Origin of the sequence: Lunatimonas lonarensis, assembly GCF_000390185.1 — a bacterium.
Classification (GTDB): Bacteria; Bacteroidota; Bacteroidia; order Cytophagales; family Cyclobacteriaceae; genus Lunatimonas; species Lunatimonas lonarensis.
The window spans coordinates 25339-51898 of the sequence record NZ_AQHR01000068.1; the positions used below are offsets into that span (position 1 = coordinate 25339).

Below are 26560 nucleotides of genomic sequence, written 5' to 3' on the forward strand. Positions count from 1 at the left end.
ATTAAAGCAAAGCAATTTAATTATAATTCACAAAGAGGTAGTAGATTTCAGGCTTATACTGGCAGCCAAAAGGCACAAAATTTTACCAGCGTTCCGAATAATCCATTGATGGTAGTAGATACCGTAGATTGGGATAGAGTCGGTGTAAAAGTAACCTAATTCCATCGATGTTTACATCAAATAAACACGGAAGGTCAATTGATCTTTCCAATGGCGGAATTTTTCCATTTGCATCGGCGGGGATATACAGCTACCAAACCGCAAATTTTTCCTACTACCCTATCAGCTTGGGTTCAGAAAATTTTGTCCAACCGTTGGTCTGGCGCCCTTCAACACATTCCACTTGATAGCCAGCAAAACAGACCGAAAAAAAGCCACCCGTTTTCACAGATGGCTTTTTTAAAGTCGCTATGGTAAAACCAATTCGTTAACTACCGCACATTTCACATCCTTCCGGATTGTCCAACGAACAGGCAATGGCTTCTTGGTTCTGCTTTTTGGCAGCCTCTCCTTGGACCTCGTTTGCCGCTTCAAGTTGGGCCTTATCCACTGTGAACTGAATCGCACTGGTGGCAGCCTTGGACCGCAGGTAGTAAATGCCTGTCTTCAACCCCTTCTTCCAAGAATAAAAATGCATGGAAGTCAGCTTGCCAAAGTTTGGCTCCTGCAAGAATAGGTTCATGCTCTGCGACTGGCAAATATAGGCCCCACGGTCTGCGGCCATATCAATGATCACTTTTTGTGAGATCTCCCATACCGTTTTGTAAAGATCCTTGAGGTTTTGGGGAATTCCCGGAATGTTCTGAATGGATCCGTTGGCAGCAATAATCCGGTTTTTCATGCTTTCATTCCATAGCCCATTTTGAATAAGATCCTTCAACAGGTGTTTATTAACGACAATGAACTCACCGGATAGCGTGCGACGGGTATATATGTTGGAGGTGTATGGCTCAAAACATTCGTTGTTGCCCAAAATCTGGGAGGTAGAAGCCGTCGGCATCGGAGCTACCAACAATGAGTTGCGAACGCCGTATTTCTTCACTTTTGACTTGAGTTCGCTCCAGTCCCATCGTCCCGATTTAGGCGTCACGCCCCAAAGGTCGAACTGAAACTGTCCTTGGGATACCGGAGAACCTTCATAGGTTTCGTAGGTGCCCTGTATTTTTGCCAACTCCATGGAGGTCTCCATCGCCGCATAGTAGATGGTTTCGAAGATATCTTCATTTAGCCCCTTTGCCTCGGGAGAGTCAAAGGGCATACGCAGCATGATAAACGCATCGGCCAGCCCCTGTACACCCAGACCAATTGGTCGGTGGCGGAAATTGGATCTCCTGGCCTCTTCTACCGGATAATAATTGACATCGATCACCTTGTTCAGGTTTCGGGTGGCTACCTTGGTCACCTCATATAGCCTACGATGATCAAAATACTTTTTACCATCTTTACCTTCTACTACAAACTTCGGCAGCGCTAGGGAGGCCAAGTTGCAAACGGCCACCTCGTCCGGGGAGGTGTATTCCAGGATTTCAGTACAGAGGTTAGATGACTTGATCGTCCCGAGGTTCTTCTGATTTGACTTGGCGTTGGCCGCATCTTTATAAAGCAGGTAGGGAGTTCCGGTCTCAATCTGCGATTCCAAGACTTCAAACCACAGCTCCTGCGCTTTAATGGTCTCTCTGGCCCTGCCTTCTTTTTCATATTTCTCGTACAGGCGCTCAAACTCCGCTCCGTGGCAGTCAGCTAATCCAGGGGCTTCGTTGGGGCAGAATAGTGACCAGTCCTCGTTGGCTTCTACCCGTTTCATGAAAAGGTCGGAAATCCATAGCGCATAGAAAAGATCCCTGGCTCTGAGCTCTTCCTTCCCGTGGTTTTTCTTCAAATCCAGGAAGTCTTTAATATCAGCGTGCCAAGGCTCCAAATACACGGCAAAGCTACCTTTTCGCTTGCCTCCACCCTGATCTACGTAGCGGGCTGTCATGTCAAAATTACGCAGCATGGGAACGATCCCGTTGGATTTCCCATTGGTACCCCGAATGTAGGAACCCTTTGCGCGTACATTGTGGATGGAAAGACCGATCCCACCCGCAGACTGGGAGATCTTCGCACATTGCTTCAGGGTGTCATAAATACCATCGATGCTGTCATCCTTCATGGTCAAAAGGAAACAAGAGGAAAGCTGGGGCTTTGGCGTACCTGCATTAAATAGCGTAGGCGTGGCATGCGTAAACCACTTTTGGGAAAGCAGGTGGTAGGTTTCTATAGCTGCTTCCAAGTCCTCCTTGTGAATTCCGATAGCTACACGCATTAGCATATGCTGCGGCCGCTCTACCACTTTCCCATCCAATTTGATCAGGTAGCTGCGTTCCAATGTCTTGAATCCAAAATAGTCGTAATCGAAGTCCCGATCGTAATCGATCACTTCATCGAGTCTGGCAGCATGTTTCTTAACCACGCCATACACATCCGGTGCTATCAATGCGGCATTTTCATTGGTAATCGGGTTGATGTAGGTGTAAAGTCGCTTCATGGTGTTTGAAAACGACTGACTCGTGGTCTTATGTAGGTTGGAAATGGCTATCCTCGCAGCCAAAATGGCGTAATCGGGATGCTTGACGGTAAGCGAGGCACACACCTCGGCGGCCAGATTATCCAATTCCGTGGTCGTAACACCGTCGTACAAGCCATCTATAACCTTCTTGGCAATTTCTATTGGGTGAATGTACCTAGCATCCAACCCATAGCACAAATTCTCAATCCTAGCGGTTATCTTGTCAAACCTAACCGATTCCCTGCGTCCGTCTCTCTTGATTACTAACATGCTGCTTGATGGTTTATTTGTTATTTAAAAATCCTCTTCAACAGAAAACTTACTGGTAGAGGAGGAAACTTCCTTGTTTTTCATAACGCCGGCTTTCTGGTAGTCACCCACTCGTTTCTCAAAGAAATTGGTTTTGCCCTGTAGGGAGATCATATCCATAAAATCAAATGGATTGGTGCTGTTCCAAACTTTTGGGCATCCCAGTTCGCTCAACAGCCTGTCCGCTACGAATTCGATGTATTTACACATCAGTTCGGCGTTCATGCCAATCAGTCGTACGGGTAGCGCATCGGTCACGAATTCCTTCTCAATCTCTACGGCGTCTTTAATGATCGACGTAATCTTCTCCACCGACAGTTTGTTCACCACGTGGTTATTGTATAGGTGACAAGCAAAATCACAATGAAGGCCCTCATCCCGTGATATTAGCTCATTTGAGAAGGTAAGACCGGGCATCAAACCACGCTTCTTTAACCAGAAAATCGAGCAGAAAGAACCTGAAAAGAAGATTCCCTCCACAGCCGCAAAGGCAATCAGCCGCTCGTGAAAGCTGCCCTGATCAATCCAACGAAGTGCCCATTCGGCTTTCTTTCGCACACAATCCAGGTGCTCGATTGCATTGAACAGCTTGTCCCTCTCATCCGGATTCTTGATATAGGTATCGATCAACAGGCTGTAGGTCTCACTATGGATGTTTTCCATCGCAATTTGGAACCCATAAAAAAACTTGGCTTCTGTGTACTGTACTTCGGAGACAAAATGTTCTGCCAGGTTTTCGTTCACAATGCCATCGCTTGCCGCAAAAAACGCCAATACATGGGAAATAAAGTGTCGCTCTCCATCATTAAGGTCTTTCCAATCACTTAGATCCTGCCCCAGATCGATCTCCTCGGCTGTCCAAAAACTGGCCTCGGCCTTCTTATAAAACTCCCATATATCATCATGTTGTATGGGGAATAATACAAATCTGCTGTTGTCGCCTTGTTCTAAAATCGGTTCTACGCTCATTTTATCAATTTTTTTACATTGTCGTTTATGCTATCCAAATCCCTCATGCCAACCGTCTCAGCCAAACTTACTTCTCATGCTAATTAGGTTAATTCAGTGAAGGTTGCGAAGAGGGCAACCCAACACCTTAACAAATATGACCAACTTTGCGGACAAAACAAAGCGCATTCCCGTAGCCATAATCGTTTTTTTGACCATTATTCATTTAATTATATTTATCTGATTATATGATTTTTATGATGTTTTTATGCTATTTTAATTTAATTTCTAAACTGTATTCTGACAGGGTTAAAATAACTGATAAAAATTTGAAAAAGTTTTCCACATAAAAAATCCACATTTTTTTGACCATTAGTCAGATCAGAGGGTTTGGCAACCTCTCCCTAAGATCAAGCGCGATAAACAAGGAAAAATACTGCCCGGTATACCAAAAAACAGCGGTTTTTAGACTTTCAATATTGAAAATTTCCCATCAAACCAGCATGGCAAGACCCAATGCTTTGTACTAAATATCAGTAATTTATTTTTTTGTTCTCAAAAGGTACCTATATTTGCACCTCAATTTTACAAATCGTATTATTCAACCAGTTTATGTACGCAATAGTTAACATATCCGGTAAGCAGTTCAAAGTAACAAAAGATCAACAGATTTATGCCCCAAAAATGGCTGCAGATGTTGACGCTTCCGTGGAGTTCGATGAGGTTCTGTTGGCAGAAGACAACGGTACCGTATCGGTAGGCGCGCCCTTGTTGGCAGGCGCCAAAGTATTGGCCAAAGTATTGGCCCACGTAAAGGGTGACAAAGTAATCGTCTTCAAGAAAAAACGAAGAAAAGGTTACAAAAAGAAAAACGGTCACCGACAGCAGTACACTAAAATTCAAATCGAAGGCATCACCCTGTAATCCTTAAGGGAGTTGGGTAATCAATTAACCTAAACTAGATAAAATCATGGCTCACAAGAAAGGTGTCGGTAGTTCCAGAAACGGAAGAGAATCGCATAGCAAACGTCTGGGTGTGAAGAAATTTGGTGGCGAGGCCGTTATCGCCGGAAACATCATCATCAGGCAAAGAGGCACAAAGCACCATCCAGGTGAAAACGTCGGGTTGGGAAAAGACCACACGCTGTTTGCATTGGTGGATGGCAAGGTTAGCTTCCGAAAAAGATACGACGGAAAATCGTATGTTTCTGTACTTCCAGCAGAGGCATAACACAAGAAGAAATTTGAGAAATATCAAAAGCCTGTGCGAAACACAGGCTTTTTTTGCGATCCGCTGCCCATTTGGAACTGTGTGATAGTAAAATACCGATTTTCGAAGAAAACTCGACTTAGTTATAGTGCGGGGCTAAGAGTCTTCGCCGATTGCCAGCCCCAATTTGGGGACTCGCATGCAGTTACAATAAGATTATTCAATCATCCATTTAAACTATATGAACTACACGGAGAATTATAAAGGAATCAAAATCGATGTTCAGGCGGTAAGCTTTGACATCAGCCAAGCTGTACAAGAAGAAATCAGGGCATCCATTGATAAGCTATCCCGCTTTACTCCCAATATCAATGCGGCTGACATCTACTTCAAAACCGAAGGACAAGGCCACACCACCGAACGGATCTTGGGATTTAGAGTGGGTATCCCGGGGCCGGATGTGTTTGCCGAAGTACGTGGAGAAAACTGGGTCCCCATGCTAAAAGACGCCGTAGACAAACTGGTTAGGCAGCTTCAGAAGAACAAATAAATCTCCGATCCTTTTCGATTCCAACAGCTTCCGGTTTAAAAAAGCCGGAAGCTTTTTATTTCCTCCCAAAAAAAGAGTGCTTGACTCGGCCACATCAGCAGAATAAACAAGATGCCAAAAACGGCACCGTATAGGTGTGCATCGTGGTTGATATGGTCGTCCCCTCGTTTCCCTTTGTATACGGAATACATCAGAAAGAGGCTTCCCAGAATAAACCCCGGAAGGCAAAAAATTCCGAAAATACAGATTTTCGCCAACGGGCTTAACATGATACAAGCAAATACCATCGCGGCCGTGCCCCCAGACGCACCCAACGCATGATAGTGCGGATTATCCTTGTGCCTCCAAAAGGTAGGTATATCCGAAACCACAATAGCTGCCAGGTAAAACCCCACAAAAACAACTGCACCGACTCCTACCCCATACATGTAGGCCAGAAATTGCTCCACAAACTCCCCAAAGAAATAAAAAGTAAACATATTGAAAAGCAGGTGCATTCCATCCTTGTGGATAAAACCCGATAGCAAAAAACGACCGTACTCCCCTCTATGCTTCACCCGGTAAGGTGTAAACATACTTGATTCCATAAAGTCGGGCGTGTTCCAGGCATAATAGGATGCCAAGCAGGTAATGCCAATAAGAACAATCGTAAGGGATACGTCCATGGATTCTACTTTTTATTTTTCGCGATTAATCAGGTCTTCCACAACCTGCCTTAACAGCGAAAGAGCGGTCGGATCGGCCACCCGCAAGCCATTCAACTGCTCAAATCCACTATCAAAACAGGCTTTGATCTTATTCTCGGTAAGCTGTCTGATTCCGATCAAGTCGTATATACGTGTCACTCCTTTTACCTTTGCCTCTTTGTCCACAGTCTCTTGACGGATCCATTCAGCAAGCTCATCTTTCACTGCCCCATCCGCAAGCTCCAATGCCTTGATCAACAAGTAGGTCTTCTTATTTGCAATGATATCACCCCCCACTTGCTTCCCGAATTTCGCCTTATCGGCATACACGTCCAGTAAATCGTCCTTGAGTTGGAACCCTATGCCAACATTTACCCCAAATGCATACAACTTCTCTAGTTCCTCTGCCGGAGCCTCGGCGAGCAGCCCCCCCAACTGTAGGGCAAAGCCGAGCAGTACCGCAGTCTTGAGTCGGATCATGTTCAAATAAGCCTCCTCTGACACCGTTCCCAACTGTTCGAAATTCATATCCAACTGTTGTCCCTCACATACTTCTGCTGCCGTCCGGCTAAATATCCTCAGGGCATCACGCAGAAGTTCCTGAGGGGTGTCCAGCAGCATCTCGTAGGCCTTTACCAACATCACGTCCCCCGAGAGGATGGCCGTATTGGCATTCCACTTTTCATGAACGGTGGGCATGCCCCTTCTAAGTGGTGCCTCGTCCATAATATCATCGTGCATCAACGTGAAATTGTGGAATACTTCCACGGAAGACGCTTGGGAGAAAATCTGCTGATAATCGGATTTATACAGCCTATAAGCCAAAAGTGTCAACAAGGGACGTATCCGCTTGCCTCCAAGTCCCATCAGGTAATCGATGGGTTCGTACAGTTCCTTTGGTTCCTTACCGAAGGTGTATTGTTGAATAAACTGCTCTAAGCCTTCCTGAATACCTACTAATGGTTGGTTATTCGCCATGTTATACAAATTCGAGGTCAATCGTTCTTCTATCAATGTCGGTTTTCAATACCCTTACAGATACCTTGTCCCCCAAAGTTATGATCCGCTTGTTTTTTGATCCCACCAATCGCATGTTTCGCTCGTCAAAATCGTAATAGTCATCTTTAATATCCTGGAGTCTTACCATTCCCTCGCATTTGGTCTCGGTGATTTCCACGTACACGCCCCACTCAGTGACTCCCGTTACGATGCCGTCATAATCTTTGACCTCAGCCAACTGCATAAACTCTACCTGCTTGTATTTAATTGATGCACGCTCTGCATCCGAAGCACGTTTTTCCCGCTCGGAGGAATGGGTGCATTTCTCCTCCCAAGACTGATTTTCCATGTTCTTGCCACCGTCGAGATAGTGCTGCAGCAGGCGATGCACCATCATATCCGGATACCTACGGATCGGCGAGGTGAAATGGGTATAATGCTTGAAGGCCAAGCCAAAGTGAAGCTTAGGTTCGGTTGTATATTTGGCCTTGGCCATGCTGCGTATAGCCAACTGCTCCAGGACATTCTGCTCTGGCTTGCCGACAATATCGTCCATCAACTTATTGAGTGTTTTTGAAACGGTACGTTCATCTGTGATACTGAGCTCATGGCCAAACTTGCGGGCGAAGCCGGCAAAGGTAGTGAGCTTTTCGAGGTCAGGGTAGTCATGAATCCGGTAAACAAAGGTGTCCTTACCTTTGTTTCGATTGAAGATAAACTCGGCAACGGTACGGTTGGCCAAAAGCATAAATTCCTCGATCATCTTATGAATATCCTTCCGTTCCTTGATGATAAGTCCCAGCGGTTTTCCCTTATCATCAAGCTTGAACTTTACCTCTACCGTTTCAAAATTAATGGCCCCTTTTTTAAACCGTTCCGCCCGTAGCTTCTTGGCGAGACCGTTCAGTAGGGTCAGTTCCCCATAAAAATCACCACTTTGTTGATCGATGTTTTCCTGCGCTTCCTCATAGGCAAACCTCCTGTCGGAGTGGATGACGGTACGGCCAATCCAAAAATCCAGCACCGCGGCATCCTCCGTAATCTCAAATACGCAGGAAAAGGTCAACTTGTCCTCGTTGGGCCTCAGCGAGCAAAGTCCATTGCTGAGACGCTCGGGCAGCATAGGGATGGTGCGGTCTACCAGATAAACGGAGGTAGCCCGGTGATAGGCTTCCCGCTCCAGCAACGTATTTGGCCTGACGTAATGCGTCACATCAGCAATATGAACACCCACCTCGTAATTTCCATTATCCAGCTTACGGTACGAAATCGCATCATCAAAATCTTTGGCGTCGGCAGGATCTATGGTAAAGGTAGGAACCCCCCGAAAATCCCTTCTTCCCTTTATCTCATCCGCTCCGATGGCTTCCGCAATTTGATCCGCCTCCGCCTCCGCTTCCTCCGGGTAGTCAAAGGGCAATCCAAATTCCGCCATGATCGAGTGTATCTCCACTTCGTGCTCTCCCGCCGTGCCGAGAATCCGTACTATTGCGCCGGTAGGGTTTTTATCCTGCTCATTCCATTCGGTGAGCTTCACCACAACTTTTTGATTATGCTGGGCACCCAGAAGATCTGACTTCTTCACAAAAATGTCGCGGTGCATTTTCTTAAAATCCGGCACCACGAAGGCGTACCTTGGAGAGATTTCCACCCTTCCCACAAACTCGTCCCTACAACGGGACAGAATTTCCAATACCTTTCCCTCGCGCCTTCCGTTATGGGCACGACCCGGGAAAACCATGACCCGGACAGTATCCCCATCCAGTGCATTTTTTAAATCCTTTTCTCTCACAAGGATATCATCCTCTGCTTTGGTCATCGATTTTGGAATGACAAAGGCAAAACGGGCATTTACATAGTCGACCTCACCTTCGACAAACTCAGGGTCTGCGGTAGTACTAAAGGCGTTTCTTGCGTTTTTGGAGACCTTCCCTGCACTTAAAAGCTCCAGCAGTACATCCGATAGGTCTTGTTTCTCTTTGGCCACTCGCAACTTCAGCTGTTTGCTTAGCTGACGCTCAGAAAATTCCTCTCCAAAATGATTTTCCAAAAAATTCAAAACCGTTCTTTTCAACTGAGAAGGGTTTGATCCGCGGCGGGACCCTCTATTTTTATCTTTATTATTTCTTCCTGACTTTCTTCCCATAATAATCTCTCAAACATTAAAGGTAAAGGATAATACCATACAATAAAGCTCCTTTAGGGTTTATCTTTTACCTCCTCATCCAAATTGAGTACCCGAAACTCCAGGTCGCCTGGAAGTCCTTGATAGGCCAGGTACAAACGGGCCGTAACTTCTACGTCACGAATACAGTAGCGACGGATACTTGACAAATCCCCAACCTGATAATACACTTCGTTAACGGCGCTCCCGTCAATGCCCTCTTTTGAAGTGGGAATGTTGAATACTGCGGCCAGCAGTTCCAACCGCGTGTAATGCTTGTAATCTCCGAATTTCCACATTTCCATCGTGTCCATATGCCGGATTTCCCAAGGCTTCTTCCCTGCAATATCCAGAACCGAAGGCAGCGGAATCCGATTAATCAGCATACGCCGACATAGGTAGGGAAAATCGAACTCTTTGCTATTATGGCCACAAAGGATCCAGTTCCTTCTTTCCAACAGCTCGCGAAAAGCGTAGAGCGTATCATGCTCGGTTTCCTCGGCGAAACTCTTGGTACGGTAGACCAGCTCATTTTCCTCGGTCGAATAATGAAAAAAACCGACACCTACACATATTACCTTCCCAAACTCCGCATAAATCCCCGCCCGGCGAAAATAAAGATCCGACGGATTGCTATCTTCAGCGGAAGCCTGCTGTGCCATCTTGCGGCTCCATTCATCCTGAAGTCGCAGGGGGAGCTCCTCCCAAGTGGACGTGGCCGACGCGGTCTCGATGTCCAAAAAGAGAATATCCTGAAGGTCTTGAAAAAAATTCGCCATCTGTACTTGGTTAAACGTGAAGGACTCCATACAGGTCCAGTTCTGGAATGTATCGGATATTTGCCGATTCCATACTGCCCTGTACAAATATAAATTTTTTGTCGAAAATTTGATCCATGATATAGTAACTCACCCAAAACTCATTTGTCAATGCAAAGAGGCTGGGCTGTATCGCTTCTACCTTGGCAATCGAAACCGGCTCCAGCTCTTCGATAAGGTGCCTAAGTACAGAAGTTTGCTTCTTTTCACCATCCAAGTGTCCGTAGCCCTTGGAAGTAACCATCACGGTCTGCAAGGAAATCAGGTTCTTGTTTATCAGGTAGACCGACCAGTCTTCGCCTGCATCCATTTGCTGCCTGGCAATGGCCATCTTTACACCGGTCACCGGATGGAAGGTAATGTCTTTCTTCATTCGATTATTCTTTGATTTTTAAAGGCCAGAACATATCCCGGCTTATTGGGTTGCCTGCCCTGATTTCTCGCCGGAATTCTTCCCTTTTTAATCGTCTAACTGTGTGTCGATTTCGTCGCACCTATTCACCTTTGGCGGGCTCAGACTCTTTTCAACGCGGGCCGTCAGGGTACCCACCCCTCATCTTGAGGCCCTAGTCCTCCAAACCGAAACCTACCTCCAACCGCATATCAAACAGCTCGGATAGGTGCCTTTTCATTTTTTCCTTCACTTCGGCCATATCCACGGGTCTTCCCAGCTCAAGATGTAGCGAGGTGACCGCCTTATCAGGGATGCCACAGGGAACAATATGTTGGAAGTAATGGATGTCGGCATTCACATTAAATGCAAAGCCATGCATCGTCACCCACCTACTGGACTTAACGCCCAGCGCACAGATCTTGCGAGGGTTCAACTGCTTCTCATGATCCAGCCACACGCCCGTCAGCCCGTCAATTCTTCCCGCCGCTACGCCATATTCTGCAAGGGTTCGAATAACGGCCTCTTCGAGAAAACGCAGGTACTTATGGATATCGGTAAAAAAGTTGTCCAAGTCCAAGATTGGGTAACCAACCAATTGCCCCGGCCCATGATAGGTAATATCCCCACCGCGGTTGATTTTGTAAAAAACAGCTTGATGGTGTTTCAGTCCCTCCTCGTCCAGTAATAAGTGCCCATTGTCCCCACTTTTCCCAAGCGTGTACACATGGGGGTGCTCCACAAAAAGGAGGAAATTTGAGGTAATGGCCTGTTTTTCGTCGGCAAGCGACCGGTTTTGGATCTTTGTATCCACCGTCTGCGAAAAAAGACGCTCTTGAAAATCCCAGGTCTCCTTGTAATCTTTAAGACCTAAATCAATGAAATTTACCGCTTTATTCTTATTTTGGTTCACTGGTTCCGGTTTTGCATTGAAACTGTAACGCTTCGGTACCCGGGTTAGTTCTGAACGCCCGGCACGAAGCTCTAAAGGTAGTAAAGCCGGCCTTTTTTTAAAAAGAACCCCCGTGTCTTATGGCCGAGCATCTAGAAAAGGGAACGGAAGCCGAACAGCTGGCCAAAGAATGGCTAGAAGGTAAAGGCTATGAGTTTGTAGAAGCTAACTACAGGCACAAACACGCCGAAATCGATCTAATCCTTGTCCATCGGGGCATACTGGTATTCGTGGAGGTGAAATTCCGAAGCGGAACAGGCTATGGGTATGCAGAGGAATTTGTGGATTACAGAAAACGTCAACTGATTATCCGCGCTGCGGATCATTACATCCACGAAAAAGACTGGCACCGGGACATCCGCTTCGATATCGTAGGTGTATACCGGGACCGTAACGGCCGCATTGCCTTCAAGCATTTTGAGGACGCCTTCTATTAGCCGTCATTTCGATAGATCAAATTTCCCTCTTTATCCCACTCTGCCCGAATAAAAGGCCGGAAGTTCCTCATAAAAGGTGTTGGCTGATACTGTATTTCCCGCTTTCTTACCAAACTATCTCCCTTACTCTCCCAAAACTCGGTCCACAGTCCCACCCGTTCTCCATAGCGGTACTCCCCGATCACCGCTACCTGGCCCCCTGGAAAAAAATGGTAATAATTACCCTCCTCCAAGTCATATTCGATGGGTGTCAAGCGCTCTATTGCTTTTTGTTCCCTGTTGTAGTAGGTGATGCGGGACTCCCTTGGCCAACCCTGGTAGAAATAGGACTTATCCACAAGTACACTCTTGCCGTCAAACGTCATCCACCTGCCATGTTTGGTACCGTAGTAGTACATCCCACTCTCCACCACCACATCGTTGATCCGCTTTTCATAGGGTCCGTGTAACAGGTACCCCCTGGAGGGATCAAAATTCCGGTTTTTGATGGCTTTGGCTCGGGAATCGTACCAATAAATGTCCCGAATGTACGCATCTACCTTTTGGTTACGCTGTGTCGTGTTGAACAATTGCACCGTCGTCTGGTCTCGGAAACTCGTACGGATTACGTTTCGGCTGGTTCTCTCCCCGAAATAAAAGTTCTTCCTTTCCTTCTTCTTGGCCTGCTTTTTCTTCTCCTTGACTTCTTCATCCCGATCCGAGAAAAGCAGAATGGGAGTTGAGGTTGGCAACATACGGTTGCTAACGACACCGGAAGAATCGGGATCAACTACTCCTTCCTCCTGCGCCCATACAGGCGTCATTTGGCTCAAAATCAGCACCAACAGTATGCCCCATTTTCTTTGCATCTGATAGATAACGTACATCGCCGATTGGATATTTTACGGGTTAAATATATCTGATCAATTTACCGTAAAGGTTTAGAATTCAAAGGCAATATCCTTAATTTTGCCCCACAATCTTCGGATCTGTGAATATACCGATAATACTTTATCCAACAAATAAACCTAGTTATCAGCCTGGAATAGGCTGTCATTTAAAACTTTCGACACATTCATGAACGCTATTTTATCGGATCGCATCAATGCCATGGAGGAATCTGCTACCCTGGCCATGGCAAAAAAAGCCAGGGAGCTCAAAAGTCAGGGCATCAACATCATCAGCTTGAGTTTGGGAGAGCCTGATTTTAAAACCCCCGCCCATATCCAACAAGCTGCCAAAGATGCCATCGACGAGGGAAAGTACTTCTCGTATCCTCCGGTAGCCGGGTACCAAGACCTACGCGAAGCCATCGCCGGTAAACTTAGGCAGGAAAATGGTATAACCGCGGCAAAGGCCGAAAACATCGTCGTATCCACCGGTGCAAAGCACTCCATCGCCAATATTTTTATGTGTATCATCAACGAAGGTGATGAGGTGATTATCTTTTCCCCCTACTGGGTTTCCTACTCGGAAATCATCAAATTGGCCGGCGGAGTACCGGTGTTGATCGAAGGTACCTTAGAAAACAACTTCAAGGCCACTGCCCAGCAGTTGGAGGAAGCCATCACGGACAAAACCAAAGCCGTGATCTATTCCTCGCCCTGCAATCCAACCGGTTCTGTGTTTAGCAAAGAAGAATTGGAAGCGATTGCCGAGGTCGTGAAGAAACGTGACGACATCGTCGTGATAGCCGATGAGATCTATGAAAAAATCAATTTCACTGGATCCCACGCCAGCATCGCCTCCTTCCCGGGCATGTTTGAGCGAACCATCACCGTGAACGGATTCTCCAAAGGATATGCCATGACAGGCTGGAGGGTAGGATATATCTGTGCGCCGGTAGCTATCGCCAAAGCCTGCGAAAAACTCCAAGGGCAGTTTACTTCCGGCGGCACAGGAATTGCCCAACGGGCTGCATTGGCGGGGATCGTCGGTGACCAAACTCCTACCAAAGAGATGGAAGCCGCCTACCTGAAGCGAAGGGATTTAGTGCTCGAACTGCTACGCGAAATCCCGGGGATCAAAACCCACGTACCGGAGGGTGCCTTTTATTTCTTCCCAGACGTAACCGCTTTTTTTGGCAAAAAATCCGGTGACATGACCATCAACACTGCCGATGATTTTTGCTTGTATATATTGAATGACGCCCATGTTTCGCTGGTGACAGGGGAGGCCTTTGGTGCGCCAAATTGTGTGCGCCTGTCCTACGCCGCCTCAGAGGAAGAACTGAAGCAGGCATTGGCAAACATCAAGGAAGCAGTGGCTAAGTTGCAGTAATCATTCCAGTCAACCCCACCGTTTGCACCGTGTATTTGGACATCAAAATCACCGGTGCAAACGGTTTTTATTTCACCACTCGCTATGCCCGCTCTAGTAATAACACCGGTAAAAGACGCCCTCGAGGCCACCAAGGAAACCATCCAAGCGATCCGGTCTTCTACCGTGAACTTGGCGTATCGGGTGTACAACGACTACAGTTCTCCCGAAACCGAAGCAGGACTTAGCAAGATGGCACCATCCCATGATTTCCAGCTCTTTCATCTGCGAGACCTGACCGATACTCCTTCCCCCAACTACAAAACGGTCCTTCAACATGCCCAAAAATACGCCCTAGACCATGGCCTGGCGTTGATTATTGTGGAATCAGATGTGACCGTAAAAAAAGACACCTTACAAAACCTGCTTACTTTCGGTGATCAACATCCGAACGCCGGAATGATAGGAGCCGTCACCGTGGATGAGCAGGATACCGTGAACTTTCCCTACCTGAAATTTAAAGGGGAAAAAGCCCCGCTGATCAATACCAAACGAAGTTTAAGCTTCTGCTGCACATTGCTGAGCAATCGTTTTTTACAGGCCTATGACTTCTCAAATTTGGATACTTCCAAAGATTGGTTTGACACCCATATCTCAAAAAAATCCATCGAACTGGGTTTTGAAAACTTTGTATTGATGGACACCCGAGTCCTGCATCGCCCACATGGCAGCCGACCTTGGAAGAAGCTAAAGTATACGAACCCGATTAGGTATTACCTCAACAAGTTTTTTAAGGGAAGGGACAAAATCTGAAGACATGCAGACCCCTACTACAGCTTGATTCCCATCCATTTGTAGAAAGTATTGATAAGCTTAGACCATGTTTTGCTTTTTCGTATCGGTCCATTCAGATACTTGTATATAAAGTCGGCATGCTTCCGATTTATAAACTGATACGTCAACTGCCTGCCGCCTTGATCCACCGACTTTCGTCTGGAACCGGGACGGATGCGATAGAAGAACCCCTTAATGGGTAGCTTTACGACCTCCCCTTCGTTTTTCAACATCGAAATCCAAAACTCCCAGTCCTCAAATCCCCACGTCATTTCCTCTGCATAGCCACCGGTCAGTTCCCAATCCTTCCTTCGGTACATTGCCGAAACAAAAATCATGTTCCCCTTGGCCAGCTCTTTCCTACTGAACGGCTTTAATTTCCATAGACCTGATTTTGCTCCAAATTTCTCTGCCTCACAATACACCACTTTGACATCCGATCGCTGTTCCAGGATGCCCACTGCTTTCGAGATGTAATCGGGTGAAATGAGGTCATCTGCATCCAATGGCAGAATGTAGGTGCCGCTGGCCTGGCGTATTGCCATGTTTCTCGCGGCTGCGGGCCCCGCGTTGGGCTGCCTGAAAAACCGAACCCACGGATACGATTCGGCAAGTTGCTGCGCAATTTGCGGAGACTGATCAACCGACCCATCGTCTACCATAATCCATTCCAAATTGGGGTATCGTACTGCAAGGACAGACTGTACCGTCTCAGGCAGAAACAGCTCTTGGTTATATACCGGGGTGATGATGCTTACAAGCGGTTGATTTTCCATTTAGAAAAACGTTGCCCAAAAGTAATCAATCTTCTCTTCATTTGGCCCAGCGACCTCCCAATCCAAAAAAGATACCCCTGCCTGCTGTAATATTACAAAATAAAGATTGACTTTTCAATTTGGGTTTTGAAAAAATCACCCCCCAATAAATCAAAAAATCAGTGCCTGAATCCACCCCATTTACATATTGGCCTTTGTATTCCATAAGGCGCATATTGCTTTAATTTATTCATATTCAATTATATAGTAAGTATAACTGGTAACGAAATACGTGTGTATACATCATTCCCGAAAATCAACAATTCTTTGCTGATCCTACATCCTTTAGATCAAAACGGCAACTATCAATCAGATTGCAAAATAAGCCGTTGTAATTATTTCGTTAAATTATCAAAAATTAGCCGGATGTTATCTTTGTTTTGTAAGCAAAAAAATTTGTATCTTTGTACCGGGTGATTAAGCAACTTTTTCTACTAGTTATTTTTCTTTGGAATTTGGATGGAGGGAACATTGAATTTACTTTTTTTACCTCCTAATCCCGTCTCTCTTCTGCTCAAAATAAACGGTTTCCGGTTCCTTGTCTATCTTTGTCACATGAAGCATTTTTTACACTGGATCTATACATGCCTTCTCCTAGTTGGAATTCCATTCGCGGCAATTGGACAGGAAAGCCCTTCGGATAGATACTACGAGGCTTTTCCTACCGAACTCACCACCCGATATTACTTTTCCAGAAAATACACCGCCTGGCAGGTGGGGGATAAGACGGGAGGCAATACCTATCGGTTTGAACCAAACTCTACGTTAAATATGGGAGTAGGCGCTACCTACCAAAACCTAACACTCAACCTGGCCTATGGATTTGATTTCCTCAATCCAGATTTAGGCCAGGGAGACTCCAAGTACCTAGACCTCCAGGCCCATATGTACCCAAAAAAGCTCGTCATCGATTTTTTCGGGCAGTTTTACCGAGGTTACCACGTGGCGAATTCCGCCCTCCCCGGATCAGCCTCCGACCGGTTCACCGTATTGCCCGATATGCACGTGAGAAAGCTTGGCGCTTCGGTTCAATACCTGTTCAATGGAGAAAAACTTTCGCTCAGAGCGGCTTTTCTTCAAAACGAATGGCAAAAAAAATCGGCGGCCAGCGCACTTCTAGGATTCGAGATGTACGGAGGAACCACCTACAACGAAGGGGGAATGTTGTCGCCGAGCCTAACGAATGAACAGATCGGCAGGTATGACCGATCGCGGTTTTTGGAATTCGGCCCCAATGCAGGCTATGTTGCTACCTTGGTCATCAAGCGACATTTCTTTCTCACCGGATCGGTAAGTACCAATCTGGGGCTGGGTTATCTTTCTTCTTTTGAGGGAGGCCAACAGGAAACCTCCTGGCAGGTAACGCCTAATTTATTTGTAAGAGGTTTTGCGGGATATAACAGCCGCCATTGGTCTGTCAATGTGAACTACGTACATAACCGGGTCAATCTTCCGTCCACCACGGCATACGACAATACCATAATGACGGGAAACTATCGATTTAACCTTGTCCACCGCATTGCCCCAGGACCAAAACTTGGACAGTCACTCGGCAAGCTGGACAGTTTCCTGAAATCCCTTCGAAATAGAGGTAATAAGCCCCGGTAAGAATGGCGATATCAGTAGTTTACATCTTTTTTTAAGATTCCATTTCTGACAACGAGAATAGTCGGTTATCGACAAAATTTTAATCCAAATAACATTCCGTTAACATTCTATTTACAAAAGCTTAAAATATCGAGACATATCCTAAAGGACATTTAACGAAAAATATATCTTTTTTTCAAAATTTTTGCCTGTTATTAGTAGTATGAATATTTCGTTTAATAGTATTCATCCTAAGTCATATCGTTAAACCAGACCAAATGCATTTATGGGAAATTCCTTTACGCTAATCAAAAAGCCTGTTTTGATCGCCTTTATGGCGCTTATCGGCTTGTTTTGTTTCACGGAATCCTATGCCCAAAGTAGGCAGATTACCGGAAAAGTTACATCAAAAGAGGACCAGGGTGGAATCCCAGGCGTCAATGTGTTGATAAAGGGTACCCAAGTGGGCACTGCTACCAATATTGACGGCGATTTCTCACTGGATGTACCCGACAACAACACCGTCCTGATCTTTTCCTACATTGGTTTTCAAAATCAGGAAATCGCAGTAGGAAACCGGTCCGTCATCAACGTGGAATTGACACAGGATGAGGGCACCCTCGGGGAAGTAGTGGTCACCGCTTTGGGTATTCGGCGGGAAGAGATATCGCTCGGCTACTCCATCGAACGTGTGGGTGGCGAAGAAATGACCCGTGTGGCTCAGGAAAGCTTTTTGAATGCCATGGCGGGTAAAGTGGCCGGAGCCACCATCAGCAGCACCGGCGGAACCGGCTCCTCTGTAAGTATGGTAATACGCGGAGCCACTTCGCTAAGCTCCGACAACCAACCCCTGTTTGTGGTGGACGGTGTTCCCATCGCCAATACCTTGAACAACGTGTCGTCGATAGGTAATGAAAACCGGGTCGATTACGGCAATGCCATTTCCGGACTGAACCCCGATGACATTGCGGAAATCACGATCTTGAAAGGACCCAGTGCAGCGGCACTATATGGATCAAGGGCCGGTAACGGTGTGGTGCTTATCACTACCAAAAGCGGAAAGGTCGATAAGCTGACCGTAAATGTCACCTCAAACACGGTATTTGACGTGCCTTTTAAATTCCTTAAATGGCATTCACGCTTCGGTTCAGGCCAGTTCTCGGCAATCCCTCCGGATGTAAGCGGAACCCCTTTGTCAAATCCTTTTGGCGCATTGGTACAGGAAAACGTAAATGCAGCCTTTGGTGCCGAGCTGGATAGGGGCTACATGGCACCCCAATGGAACAGTCCATTGGACGAAAACGGCCGCCCTATTCCCATGGAGTTGGTATCGCATCCCAACAACGTCCGAAACTTTATGCAAACCGGAATCACCACTACCAATGGTTTCTCTGTTTCGAACAGTACAGCTTCCATGAACTACCGCATCTCCTACGGAAACATGCAGAACCGGGGCTTTATTCCCAACTCGGATCTGTTCAGAAATACCCTGAACATCAATTCGTCAGTAAAGATGAATGATAAACTCACCTTGAGCACCAACTTGGATGTGAGCCGTAATAATTCCAATAACCGACCTGCGGGCGAGCGCGGTACCAACCCACTGCAATGGGTGTATGAAACCTCCCCTCATATCAATATCTTGGATTTGAAGGACTATTGGATGCCAGGCCAAGAAGGCCTACAGCAGCGCACCCCAGATGCGGGTTTTCCAACACGCACCATCAACAACCCTTACTTCTTGGCGAACGAAGTCAACAACAGCTTCACCAGGGATCGGGTCTTTGGCAATATCAAAGCAGATTGGCAGATTTCCCCCAGTGTAAGTGCCTTTGTCCGCTATGCATTGGATACCTACAGCGAAACCCGGGAAAGCAAAATTGCAAACAGTTACACGCAAGAGCTATTCGGCGCGTATGGTATTACCGAACTTCATGGTTTTGAAAGCAATGCAGACTTTCTGGTTTCCTATAACAAGGACGTGAACAACTTTGGTATCACGTTATCCGGAGGTGGAAATATGCGCTACCAAAATGGCAGCAACATGACCGTGGCCTCTCGACCAGGAGCGGGGTTGATTGTGCCAGGTGTATACACAGTGCAAAACATTGCACAAGACAACGTGCAGTATGCCAACTCACGTTTTGAACGGGGAATCAACAGCCTGTATGCACTGGCCAACCTGTCCTATAAGGATATGATCTACTTGGACCTGACTGCGCGAAACGACTGGTCCAGTACACTGCCCAACGCCGATCCGTATTTCTATCCATCGGCATCCCTAAGCTTGCTGGTCAATGAGATGGTCACCTTGCCCCGATCGGTTAGTCTCTTCAAACTAAGGGGAGGCTATGCACAGGTTGGCAACGATGCTGACCCCTATCGCTTGATCGCCATGCTTTCCAATGCAGGCGCCTGGGGAAATCTTCCTCGACTGACCCTGCCTTCTACGCTACTGAACCCATCCCTTAAGCCAGAGATTGCCAGTTCTTACGAAGCGGGGCTTGATTTTCAGCTTTTCAACGGCCGGATAAGGTTTGCAGGAACCTACTACGTAATGGAAAACGAAAACCAAATCTTGAGCACTCTCCTTCCTCCTTCTACCGGATATACCAGTAAGAATATCAACGCCGGTCTACTTCAAAGCCGAGGAATCGAGTTGACCTTGGGTACAACTGTCGTTGAGAATAGAAACTGGCGTTGGGATGTGAATTTCAACCTGACCAGAAACCGAACCCGTATCCTTGAGCTTTCCGACGATCTACCCTTTTACACCCTTTGGACAGACGCCCGTGGTGGTGCCTGGACCTACGTAGGCGACGAAATCGGGGATATCTACGATGCGAAAGTGATCACGGTAGAGGATCCCAACTCTCCCTACTTCGGTTTCCCCATCCTGAACCCACAAAGTGGCAAATGGCAGGACGTGGCAGCCCAAAATACCCGAAACAAAATCGGGAATTTCAACCCGAGGTTTATACTCGGCGGACAGAGCTCCCTATCCTACAAAAACTTTCATCTTAGCTTCACCTTCGACTGGAGAAACGGAGGCGATTTCGTATCGCAAACCTACCGATGGGGCGAAGAACACGGCCGTTCTCAGATTTTCCTGGATAAGCTGATCAACCCCGGTGATATGCAGGGGAGAGAGCTTAGGGACTATTTGATTGCAAACAAGGATCAAATGATCCTAATGAATGGCAACAACTTCCCGCTCGTGGGTGGTCCTACACCTGATTTCAACGGTTATCCCTTTACATTTGGGCCATTTACCTTGCCTTATGGTGGGGTATTTATCCCCGGTGTTTATGCCACTGCATTTGATGCAAACGGCAATCCTACCGAGTTTGCCGAAAACCTGGGAGAAAACATAGGCCGTCCCGGTGGAACGATCACCATGCCGTTTGCGGGCAGTACAGCATGGAGCTTTACGAGAGCCTTCCTATATCCTGCCTCCTTCGTAAAACTGCGTGAAGTTTCCTTTGGCATGGACCTGCCGGCAAAAGTCGCCAGTTCCCTAAAAATGCAAAACATGAACTTTTCGGTATACAGCCGAAACATCATCCTTTGGACGGCTGCAAAAATCAACATAGACCCGGAGATGGCCTTCCAGCCCCAGGCAGGGGTGCAGGCAGGAACTCAGTTTAAGCAAGGTATCGAACGTTGGAACGTAAACCCATGGGTGATGCCTATCGGTTTCAGACTGAACGCCACCTTTTAATCATCCGGTCACAACACAAAATGAGAAATCGTATGAAATCGAAAAATATAATCCTCAAACTCTTAGGGCTGGCAATGATCTTTACCGTATCCTGTCAAGAATCCCTGATGGATATGAACGTGGATCCCAATGCCGCTAACCCGGCAACCACAAATCCCAACCTGGTGCTTTCCACCGTGCTCACTGAGGCCGGCAAAACCATCGTCAACCTTGGCTATGGGGATATCGCCGGCGTGATGCAGCATACCCAAAAGGACGGCTGGGCAGGAGGCCACAATCTATACGATTGGAATCGAAACAATAGCTGGGCCGGGTACTATGGCATACTGCGCAACAACAAATACGTGCATGACCGTGCCGTAGAACTGGGTTTCGAATTGCAGCAGGGCGTGACCCTGGTGATGAAGTCGATGATGTTTGGATTGATCACCGATCTGTGGGGAGATGCCCCCTACACGATGGCCTTGAGAGGGCCGGAGGGTACTCCCGAAGCGACCTTCCCGGTATTTGATACTCAGGAAAGCATCTACCGAGGTATTCTGGACGATTTGGAACGCGCCAATCAGTTGCTTTCAAAGCCACGCAGCGAGTACAACAGTACCATTCAAGGTGCCGATGTGTACTATAACGGTGATCCTGCGAAATGGAGACGACTAGCCAATTCCCTGAAACTACGTTACCTGATGCGGGTTTCAGATAAGCTGCCTGACTTTGCCAAGCAAGGGATAGAAGCCATTCTGGCCAATCCGGCCCAATACCCGATCATTACGGCTCCGGTAGACGATGCCTCCATGGGATTTGCAGGCATCAGCAATGATACCTCTTGGCCCAACAATACCCGCTTTGATGCCAACGAAAGCAACTATCGCCGCATCAAAATGTGCGCCACGCTGGTAGAATCCATGCGTTCAAAAAATGACCCACGCCTATCCGTGTGGGCAAATAGGGTGCAGATCCCACTGGTAGTAGATGAAAACCTGCCCGCCGGAACAGACCGAATTGAAAATGGACGGAGACTACTTTCCCCTGATGTCTTAGTGGCCCGTAACATCAGTATCAATGATATCAACCAAAATCCCGACTTCGTTGGCATTCCACCGGCGATCCCTGGTCCCCAAGTGTACAATATGAGCCCGGATGCCAATCAGGCCTCCTTCAATCCACATGTTTCTTGGTTGAACGATATCTACCGAGCAGCTTCCGGCCCCTTGTTAAGATCTAGAATCCTGTCAGCTTCTGAGATACACTTCATCCTAGCAGAAGCAGCATTGAAAGGCTGGAATGTAGGCAATACCGCCGAGCATCATTACAATGCGGCCATTCAGGCTTCCTTCACCACTTGGGGGATTGCCAATCAGGCAGCCGCCTATCTTTCCCAGCCAAACGTACGATTTGATGGTACATTGAAGCAGCTGATCGAGCAGAAATGGATCGCTTCATGGACCTCCGCTGCCGAAGCTTGGTTTGATTTTCGAAGAACAGGATTCCCTGAACTAAAGGCAGGACCATTTGCGATCCGAACCGTACTGCCCGTAAGGTATTACTACATGATCGATGAAGAAAACCTCAATCAAGCAAATACCCAAGCAGCGATGGATCGACTACAGCAGACGAATTTCTCCCAAGTAGACGGGCTCAACAGTGCTTGGTCTAAGCCTTGGGTGATCCAAGGCACAAACAAACCCTGGTAAAAGACCTTGGCAATCAGTAACAAAGAGGTGTGGAGGTTCTTTCCACACCTCTTTTTGCATTTCCTAGTTTAATCTTAAACCCACCATTACCCATGAAATCCAACCCATCAAGATTCATTTTTTTACTATTCTTCGCAACCACGCTGTCCTTCCACACCTGGGGACAAGACCTCCGGGTGGGAACGAGCCTTCGAGTCATCACGCCTGATCCCCTCCTGCCCGTTTCGGGGGGTGTGGGTATTCCTAAGCCAGCTACCGAAAAAAAGGGAGACCTCTTTGCCAGGGCAGCGGTTTTTGAGCAGGGAAACGAACGCTTTGCCCTGGTAGTAGTAGATAACCTGGGTTGGCCTGCAGTGCTTGCAGACAAGTCTCGCGCGCTGATAAAAGGTGTCAAGCCCGAAAATGTGCTCATCGCCGCCACCCACACGCACAGTGCCCCAGACGCTTATGCCTTTGCCGATGAGTCTGGAAAACACGGTGCTGACCTGGACTACCTGGACTGGTGCACGCAGCAGATTGCCGATGCGGTCAATGAAGCCTCGGAAAAACTCACTACAGCCAAATTGAAAATAGCCTATGGAGAAGCCCAAGGTAAAATAGCCTATAACTACTACGCCCCCATACTCTACGACCCCAACTGCGGTGTCATTCAGGCACTGGACACAAATGGCAAGGTACTGCTGACCCTGATAAATTATGCCATCCATCCTGAAGTAATCGGCAACGGACGGGGAATACTAAGCCCCGACGTATGCGGACCATTATATGATCGGATAGAGGAAAAGGCAGGCGGCATGGCCCTATTTGTGAATGGAGCCCTCGGAGGCATGGTGACAGCCGACAACCGACGGGACAATAACCAAGAAGCGAACGATTACGAGGAATGCACCCGTATAGGACACCTCTTGGCCGATGAGGCACTAAGGATTGTGGCAGATGCTCCCTTGGCAGCTAACACCGATCTATTTGTAACCGCCAAACAGATCGAAATCCCGATCGAATCTCCCCTGATGAAATTTATCTTGGAAAGCTCCCCCTTGGGACACGGACAACGAGGCTCAGAAACCATTAAGACACAGCTAAATCTGATCAACCTCGGTCCGGCGCAATTTGTGACCATTCCCGGAGAGGCACTCCCGAATATCGGCTACTACTTGAAGCGGAATATGCCCACGAATTACCCGTTTCTGCTGGGCCTATGCAACGACGCATTTGGATACTTCCTGACCAAAGTGGATTTTGATAGCTTCAAGCGGTACGAATACATCACCCGCACCAGTCTCGGTGAGCTGTCGGGAGAGACCGTTATACAGGGGATTCTCGAAATGGTGCAGGAATCCCCCAAACCCGCTCAATAGGAAATCTGCCCGAAAGGGTTGTAACTTGCGGAATATACACCATTTGTCCACATCCCGACGCAGATGAAGGTTTTTCGATCCCTGCTAATGTCCACCTTGGTGGCTTTGGCAATGTGCAGTTCCTGTACCAAAAATGTATCCCTTACCCGGCTAGCTCCGGCGGAAATCAGCATCCCCAACCATGTGCAGCGATTGCTGATCTTGGATCGAACGGAGCCGGAAAGCAAGGGAGTGGCCATCATCGAGGGCATACTCACCGGAGAGGCGCCCTTTGAGGTGAAAAACGCCATAGAAGCTACCTTGGCTACCGTGCAGCAAGAGCTCAACACCTCCCCACGGTATGAGGTGGTCCGGGCAAGGGAGCGGCTGAAGGGAGGGCTTTTCAGCCAACAGTTTCCGCAGCCCCTTACCTGGGACCAAATTGATGCGCTTTGCTCCGCTTATGGTGCCGATGGCGTACTGGCACTGGAGAAATTTTCTTCGGATTTTGTAGTAACGGACAAGAAAGCACGAATCAAGAAAACGGTGGGAGAAGGCAAAGACGCCACCACCGTGGAAGTAGACGGAATCTATGCAGAGGGTGTAGCCCAGGTGCAGGTAGGGTTCCGGTTTTATGACCCTGCCAACCGAAATATCGCCGACCAGGTGGACGTCAGCAAGACCAATCTTTGGTCTGCCGAGGCAGAGACCCGTGCTCAAGCATTGGCACTGATGATCAACAAGGTACGGGCCACGCAGATCGTAGGCCAAATGGCCGGCGCTGCCTACGCAAGAAGGGTGGCTCCCATGTTCCTGACCATAAGCCGTACATTCTTTCATAAGAGTAAGACCAACCCTGCACTGGCATACGGAGCCCGGTTGGCAGAGGTAAACAAATGGGAGGAGGCCATGGATGCTTGGACGACAGCGTTGGATGGTGACAATGATGAGAAAACCGCGGCAAAACTTGCCTATAATATTGCGATTGGCCATGAGGTGCTGGGCAATCTGGAATTGGCGCAAGATTGGGCCGGCATCGCCTACACCCGGTATGGCCTGAAAAAGGGGCGAACCTATGCCAATGACCTGACCAGGCAAATCCTGGCAAACGAGCAAGTGCGTCAGCAGCTAGCTGGGGACTGACCGGTTTCTTGATACAAACAGGTAGATGCCAGTGCTAACGCCCCTAGGATAGTTTGGATATTCAATTTCTTTTATGGGAGCAACGACACCCCCGCTCATTCATCAAACGTGCTGCTTTATGGTGGCAATGGTATATCTCCGTATAGTATTTTCTACTCTTTTCGCTTTAATGTGTGGTGCAAGTCATTTCATGCAGTTTTTGGTGCATAAACCTATAATATCCCAGTGTGAGTACTGTACAAGCAAACAAAAGAGCCAAAGAAAGGGAAATCAGCAAAAAGTTGATGGTGGTTTCCAATCCTGCGCCCCCCTCTTGCCCACCTTCCAACGGCATCATTTTCCCTGCCCCCGTGATAGCGGCTATCAATACGGCCAATACATTGGCAAAAGTCGAATAGATCAACAACCAATAAGAGGTCGTTAGCCATTTTGGGGAAAGGGAAAATTTATGCCAAACCACTCCAACCAACATAAGGAATAGGCCATTCATGATCCCCTCGAGATGCGCACTTAGACCCATACGGGGGTTTGCCATGTTTTGGACAAAGAGTCCAATAGTCAGTCCCATCATGAATAGAACTAAGCCGAGAAAGACTAAATTATTACTTTGTTTTTGTTTGACAAAAGTGCCCATGGTTGATTGATGTTATAGGTTGATGGCGCTTTCTAACCCATTGAATATAGGACATTAATGGATATGATTCAAAAATATGCCTGTCCAAAACTCAAGGGTTGGTAAAAAAAAGGTCAAAACCATAAGAACCAATAATACAAGAAATCCATAAAATGGATACTTGGGCAATTTTTTGAAAGCAATCCAGTCATGAAGTAAAACAGCCAAAGGAAAGAAAAAATAGATTATGACTGTTCCTTCAATGATCGAATAGGGAGCTAACCATTCAAGCAGTCGTGCAGTTGCGGGCCCGGTAAAAGCCATGGACGCAAACAACATCATCGTGCGATGCAATGAGGTGTTTTGGCGATTGATAAAGCCGATGCAAACCATTACAGAAAAAGTTATCAACGCAAAAATATCATTGGTCCATTGAACATTCTGAAACCAAACCCTATCCGGATTATTCAAATTTAGAAATCCCGACTCAACCATTCTTGGCGCAAATCCCATCATCACGGGAAGGGGGATAGTTCATTAAACTGTGTCTAAGGTTAAATCTTTCCTTC

22 protein-coding genes are annotated in these 26560 nt (G+C 47.2%); 11 read left to right on the forward strand and 11 right to left on the reverse strand.

Annotated elements, in window-relative coordinates:
* Positions 1-427 precede the first annotated feature (427 nt).
* Positions 428-2818 carry a ribonucleoside-diphosphate reductase subunit alpha gene (locus ADIS_RS11225; RefSeq protein WP_010854618.1) on the reverse strand — a complete coding sequence of 797 codons (2391 nt, stop codon included), beginning with the start codon at positions 2816-2818 and terminating at the stop codon, positions 428-430.
* Positions 2819-2842: 24 nt separating this feature from the next.
* Complete coding sequence (locus ADIS_RS11230; RefSeq protein WP_010854619.1) at positions 2843-3826, reverse strand: ribonucleotide-diphosphate reductase subunit beta; 984 nt, start codon at positions 3824-3826, stop codon at positions 2843-2845.
* A 591-nt stretch (positions 3827-4417) separates the two neighbouring features.
* Between ADIS_RS11230 and rplU the strand changes: the two genes are divergently transcribed.
* The 3 genes from rplU to ADIS_RS11245 all read left to right on the forward strand — a co-directional run bounded on the left by rplU (position 4418) and on the right by ADIS_RS11245 (position 5565).
* The gene (rplU, locus tag ADIS_RS11235; protein WP_010854622.1) at positions 4418-4729 is read left to right on the forward strand and encodes a 50S ribosomal protein L21; all 312 of its coding nucleotides are present in this window, start codon (positions 4418-4420) and stop codon (positions 4727-4729) included.
* Between the two features lie 46 nt (positions 4730-4775).
* Positions 4776-5036, forward strand: coding sequence for a 50S ribosomal protein L27 (gene rpmA, locus ADIS_RS11240; RefSeq protein WP_035805674.1), 261 nt, complete (start codon positions 4776-4778; stop codon positions 5034-5036).
* 220 nt (positions 5037-5256) lie between these two features.
* A complete protein-coding gene (locus ADIS_RS11245; RefSeq protein ID WP_010854624.1) occupies positions 5257-5565 on the forward strand; it encodes an HPF/RaiA family ribosome-associated protein in 309 nt (102 codons plus the stop codon).
* 35 nt (positions 5566-5600) lie between these two features.
* Here the strand turns inward: ADIS_RS11245 and ADIS_RS11250 are convergent, their stop codons facing one another.
* The 6 genes from ADIS_RS11250 to lipB form a co-directional block, all read right to left on the reverse strand.
* The gene (locus ADIS_RS11250) at positions 5601-6230 is read right to left on the reverse strand and encodes a rhomboid family intramembrane serine protease (RefSeq protein WP_010854625.1); all 630 of its coding nucleotides are present in this window, start codon (positions 6228-6230) and stop codon (positions 5601-5603) included.
* Positions 6231-6242: 12 nt separating this feature from the next.
* A complete protein-coding gene (locus tag ADIS_RS11255) occupies positions 6243-7229 on the reverse strand; it encodes a polyprenyl synthetase family protein (protein ID WP_010854626.1) in 987 nt (328 codons plus the stop codon).
* Position 7230: 1 nt separating this feature from the next.
* A complete protein-coding gene (gene rnr / locus ADIS_RS11260; RefSeq protein ID WP_035805679.1) occupies positions 7231-9396 on the reverse strand; it encodes a ribonuclease R in 2166 nt (721 codons plus the stop codon).
* A 53-nt stretch (positions 9397-9449) separates the two neighbouring features.
* On the reverse strand, positions 9450-10193 hold the full coding sequence (locus ADIS_RS11265) for a 3'-5' exonuclease (RefSeq protein WP_010854628.1): 744 nt from the start codon (positions 10191-10193) through the stop codon (positions 9450-9452).
* Between the two features lie 10 nt (positions 10194-10203).
* Positions 10204-10605, reverse strand: a complete 402-nt coding sequence (locus tag ADIS_RS11270) for a hypothetical protein (protein WP_010854629.1) — start codon at positions 10603-10605, stop codon at positions 10204-10206.
* Positions 10606-10798: 193 nt separating this feature from the next.
* A complete protein-coding gene (lipB, locus tag ADIS_RS11275; protein WP_010854630.1) occupies positions 10799-11536 on the reverse strand; it encodes a lipoyl(octanoyl) transferase LipB in 738 nt (245 codons plus the stop codon).
* Positions 11537-11655: 119 nt separating this feature from the next.
* Here lipB and ADIS_RS11280 point away from each other — a divergent pair, with 119 nt between their 5' ends.
* On the forward strand, positions 11656-12012 hold the full coding sequence (locus ADIS_RS11280) for a YraN family protein (RefSeq protein ID WP_010854631.1): 357 nt from the start codon (positions 11656-11658) through the stop codon (positions 12010-12012).
* On the opposite strand, the gene ADIS_RS11285 is transcribed toward ADIS_RS11280, so the two are convergent.
* Positions 12009-12878, reverse strand: coding sequence for a toxin-antitoxin system YwqK family antitoxin (locus ADIS_RS11285; RefSeq protein WP_010854632.1), 870 nt, complete (start codon positions 12876-12878; stop codon positions 12009-12011). The genes ADIS_RS11280 and ADIS_RS11285 overlap by 4 nt on opposite strands.
* A 190-nt stretch (positions 12879-13068) precedes the next feature.
* Here ADIS_RS11285 and ADIS_RS11290 point away from each other — a divergent pair, with 190 nt between their 5' ends.
* Both ADIS_RS11290 and ADIS_RS11295 read left to right on the forward strand, forming a co-directional pair.
* Entirely contained in the window at positions 13069-14271 is a 1203-nt protein-coding gene (locus ADIS_RS11290; protein ID WP_010854633.1) for a pyridoxal phosphate-dependent aminotransferase, read from the forward strand.
* 84 nt (positions 14272-14355) lie between these two features.
* Positions 14356-15063 (forward strand): glycosyltransferase, encoded by a 708-nt coding sequence (locus ADIS_RS11295; protein ID WP_010854634.1) that lies wholly within the window; start codon positions 14356-14358, stop codon positions 15061-15063.
* A 17-nt stretch (positions 15064-15080) separates the two neighbouring features.
* Here the strand turns inward: ADIS_RS11295 and ADIS_RS11300 are convergent, their stop codons facing one another.
* Complete coding sequence (locus tag ADIS_RS11300) at positions 15081-15860, reverse strand: glycosyltransferase family 2 protein (protein WP_010854635.1); 780 nt, start codon at positions 15858-15860, stop codon at positions 15081-15083.
* A gap of 594 nt (positions 15861-16454) precedes the next feature.
* Here ADIS_RS11300 and ADIS_RS11305 point away from each other — a divergent pair.
* The 5 genes from ADIS_RS11305 (at position 16455) to ADIS_RS11325 (ending at position 25378) form a co-directional block, all read left to right on the forward strand.
* A complete protein-coding gene (locus ADIS_RS11305; protein ID WP_081634922.1) occupies positions 16455-17507 on the forward strand; it encodes a DUF4421 domain-containing protein in 1053 nt (350 codons plus the stop codon).
* 265 nt (positions 17508-17772) lie between these two features.
* On the forward strand, positions 17773-21207 hold the full coding sequence (locus ADIS_RS11310) for a SusC/RagA family TonB-linked outer membrane protein (protein WP_010854638.1): 3435 nt from the start codon (positions 17773-17775) through the stop codon (positions 21205-21207).
* A gap of 32 nt (positions 21208-21239) precedes the next feature.
* Positions 21240-22898, forward strand: coding sequence for a SusD/RagB family nutrient-binding outer membrane lipoprotein (locus ADIS_RS11315; protein ID WP_010854639.1), 1659 nt, complete (start codon positions 21240-21242; stop codon positions 22896-22898).
* Positions 22899-22990: 92 nt separating this feature from the next.
* Complete coding sequence (locus tag ADIS_RS11320) at positions 22991-24256, forward strand: hypothetical protein (RefSeq protein ID WP_010854640.1); 1266 nt, start codon at positions 22991-22993, stop codon at positions 24254-24256.
* A gap of 63 nt (positions 24257-24319) precedes the next feature.
* Positions 24320-25378 carry a DUF6340 family protein gene (locus ADIS_RS11325; RefSeq protein WP_081634924.1) on the forward strand — a complete coding sequence of 353 codons (1059 nt, stop codon included), beginning with the start codon at positions 24320-24322 and terminating at the stop codon, positions 25376-25378.
* 166 nt (positions 25379-25544) lie between these two features.
* On the opposite strand, the gene ADIS_RS11330 is transcribed toward ADIS_RS11325, so the two are convergent.
* Positions 25545-25913 (reverse strand): hydrogenase, encoded by a 369-nt coding sequence (locus ADIS_RS11330; protein WP_202900579.1) that lies wholly within the window; start codon positions 25911-25913, stop codon positions 25545-25547.
* Positions 25914-26560 lie beyond the last annotated feature (647 nt).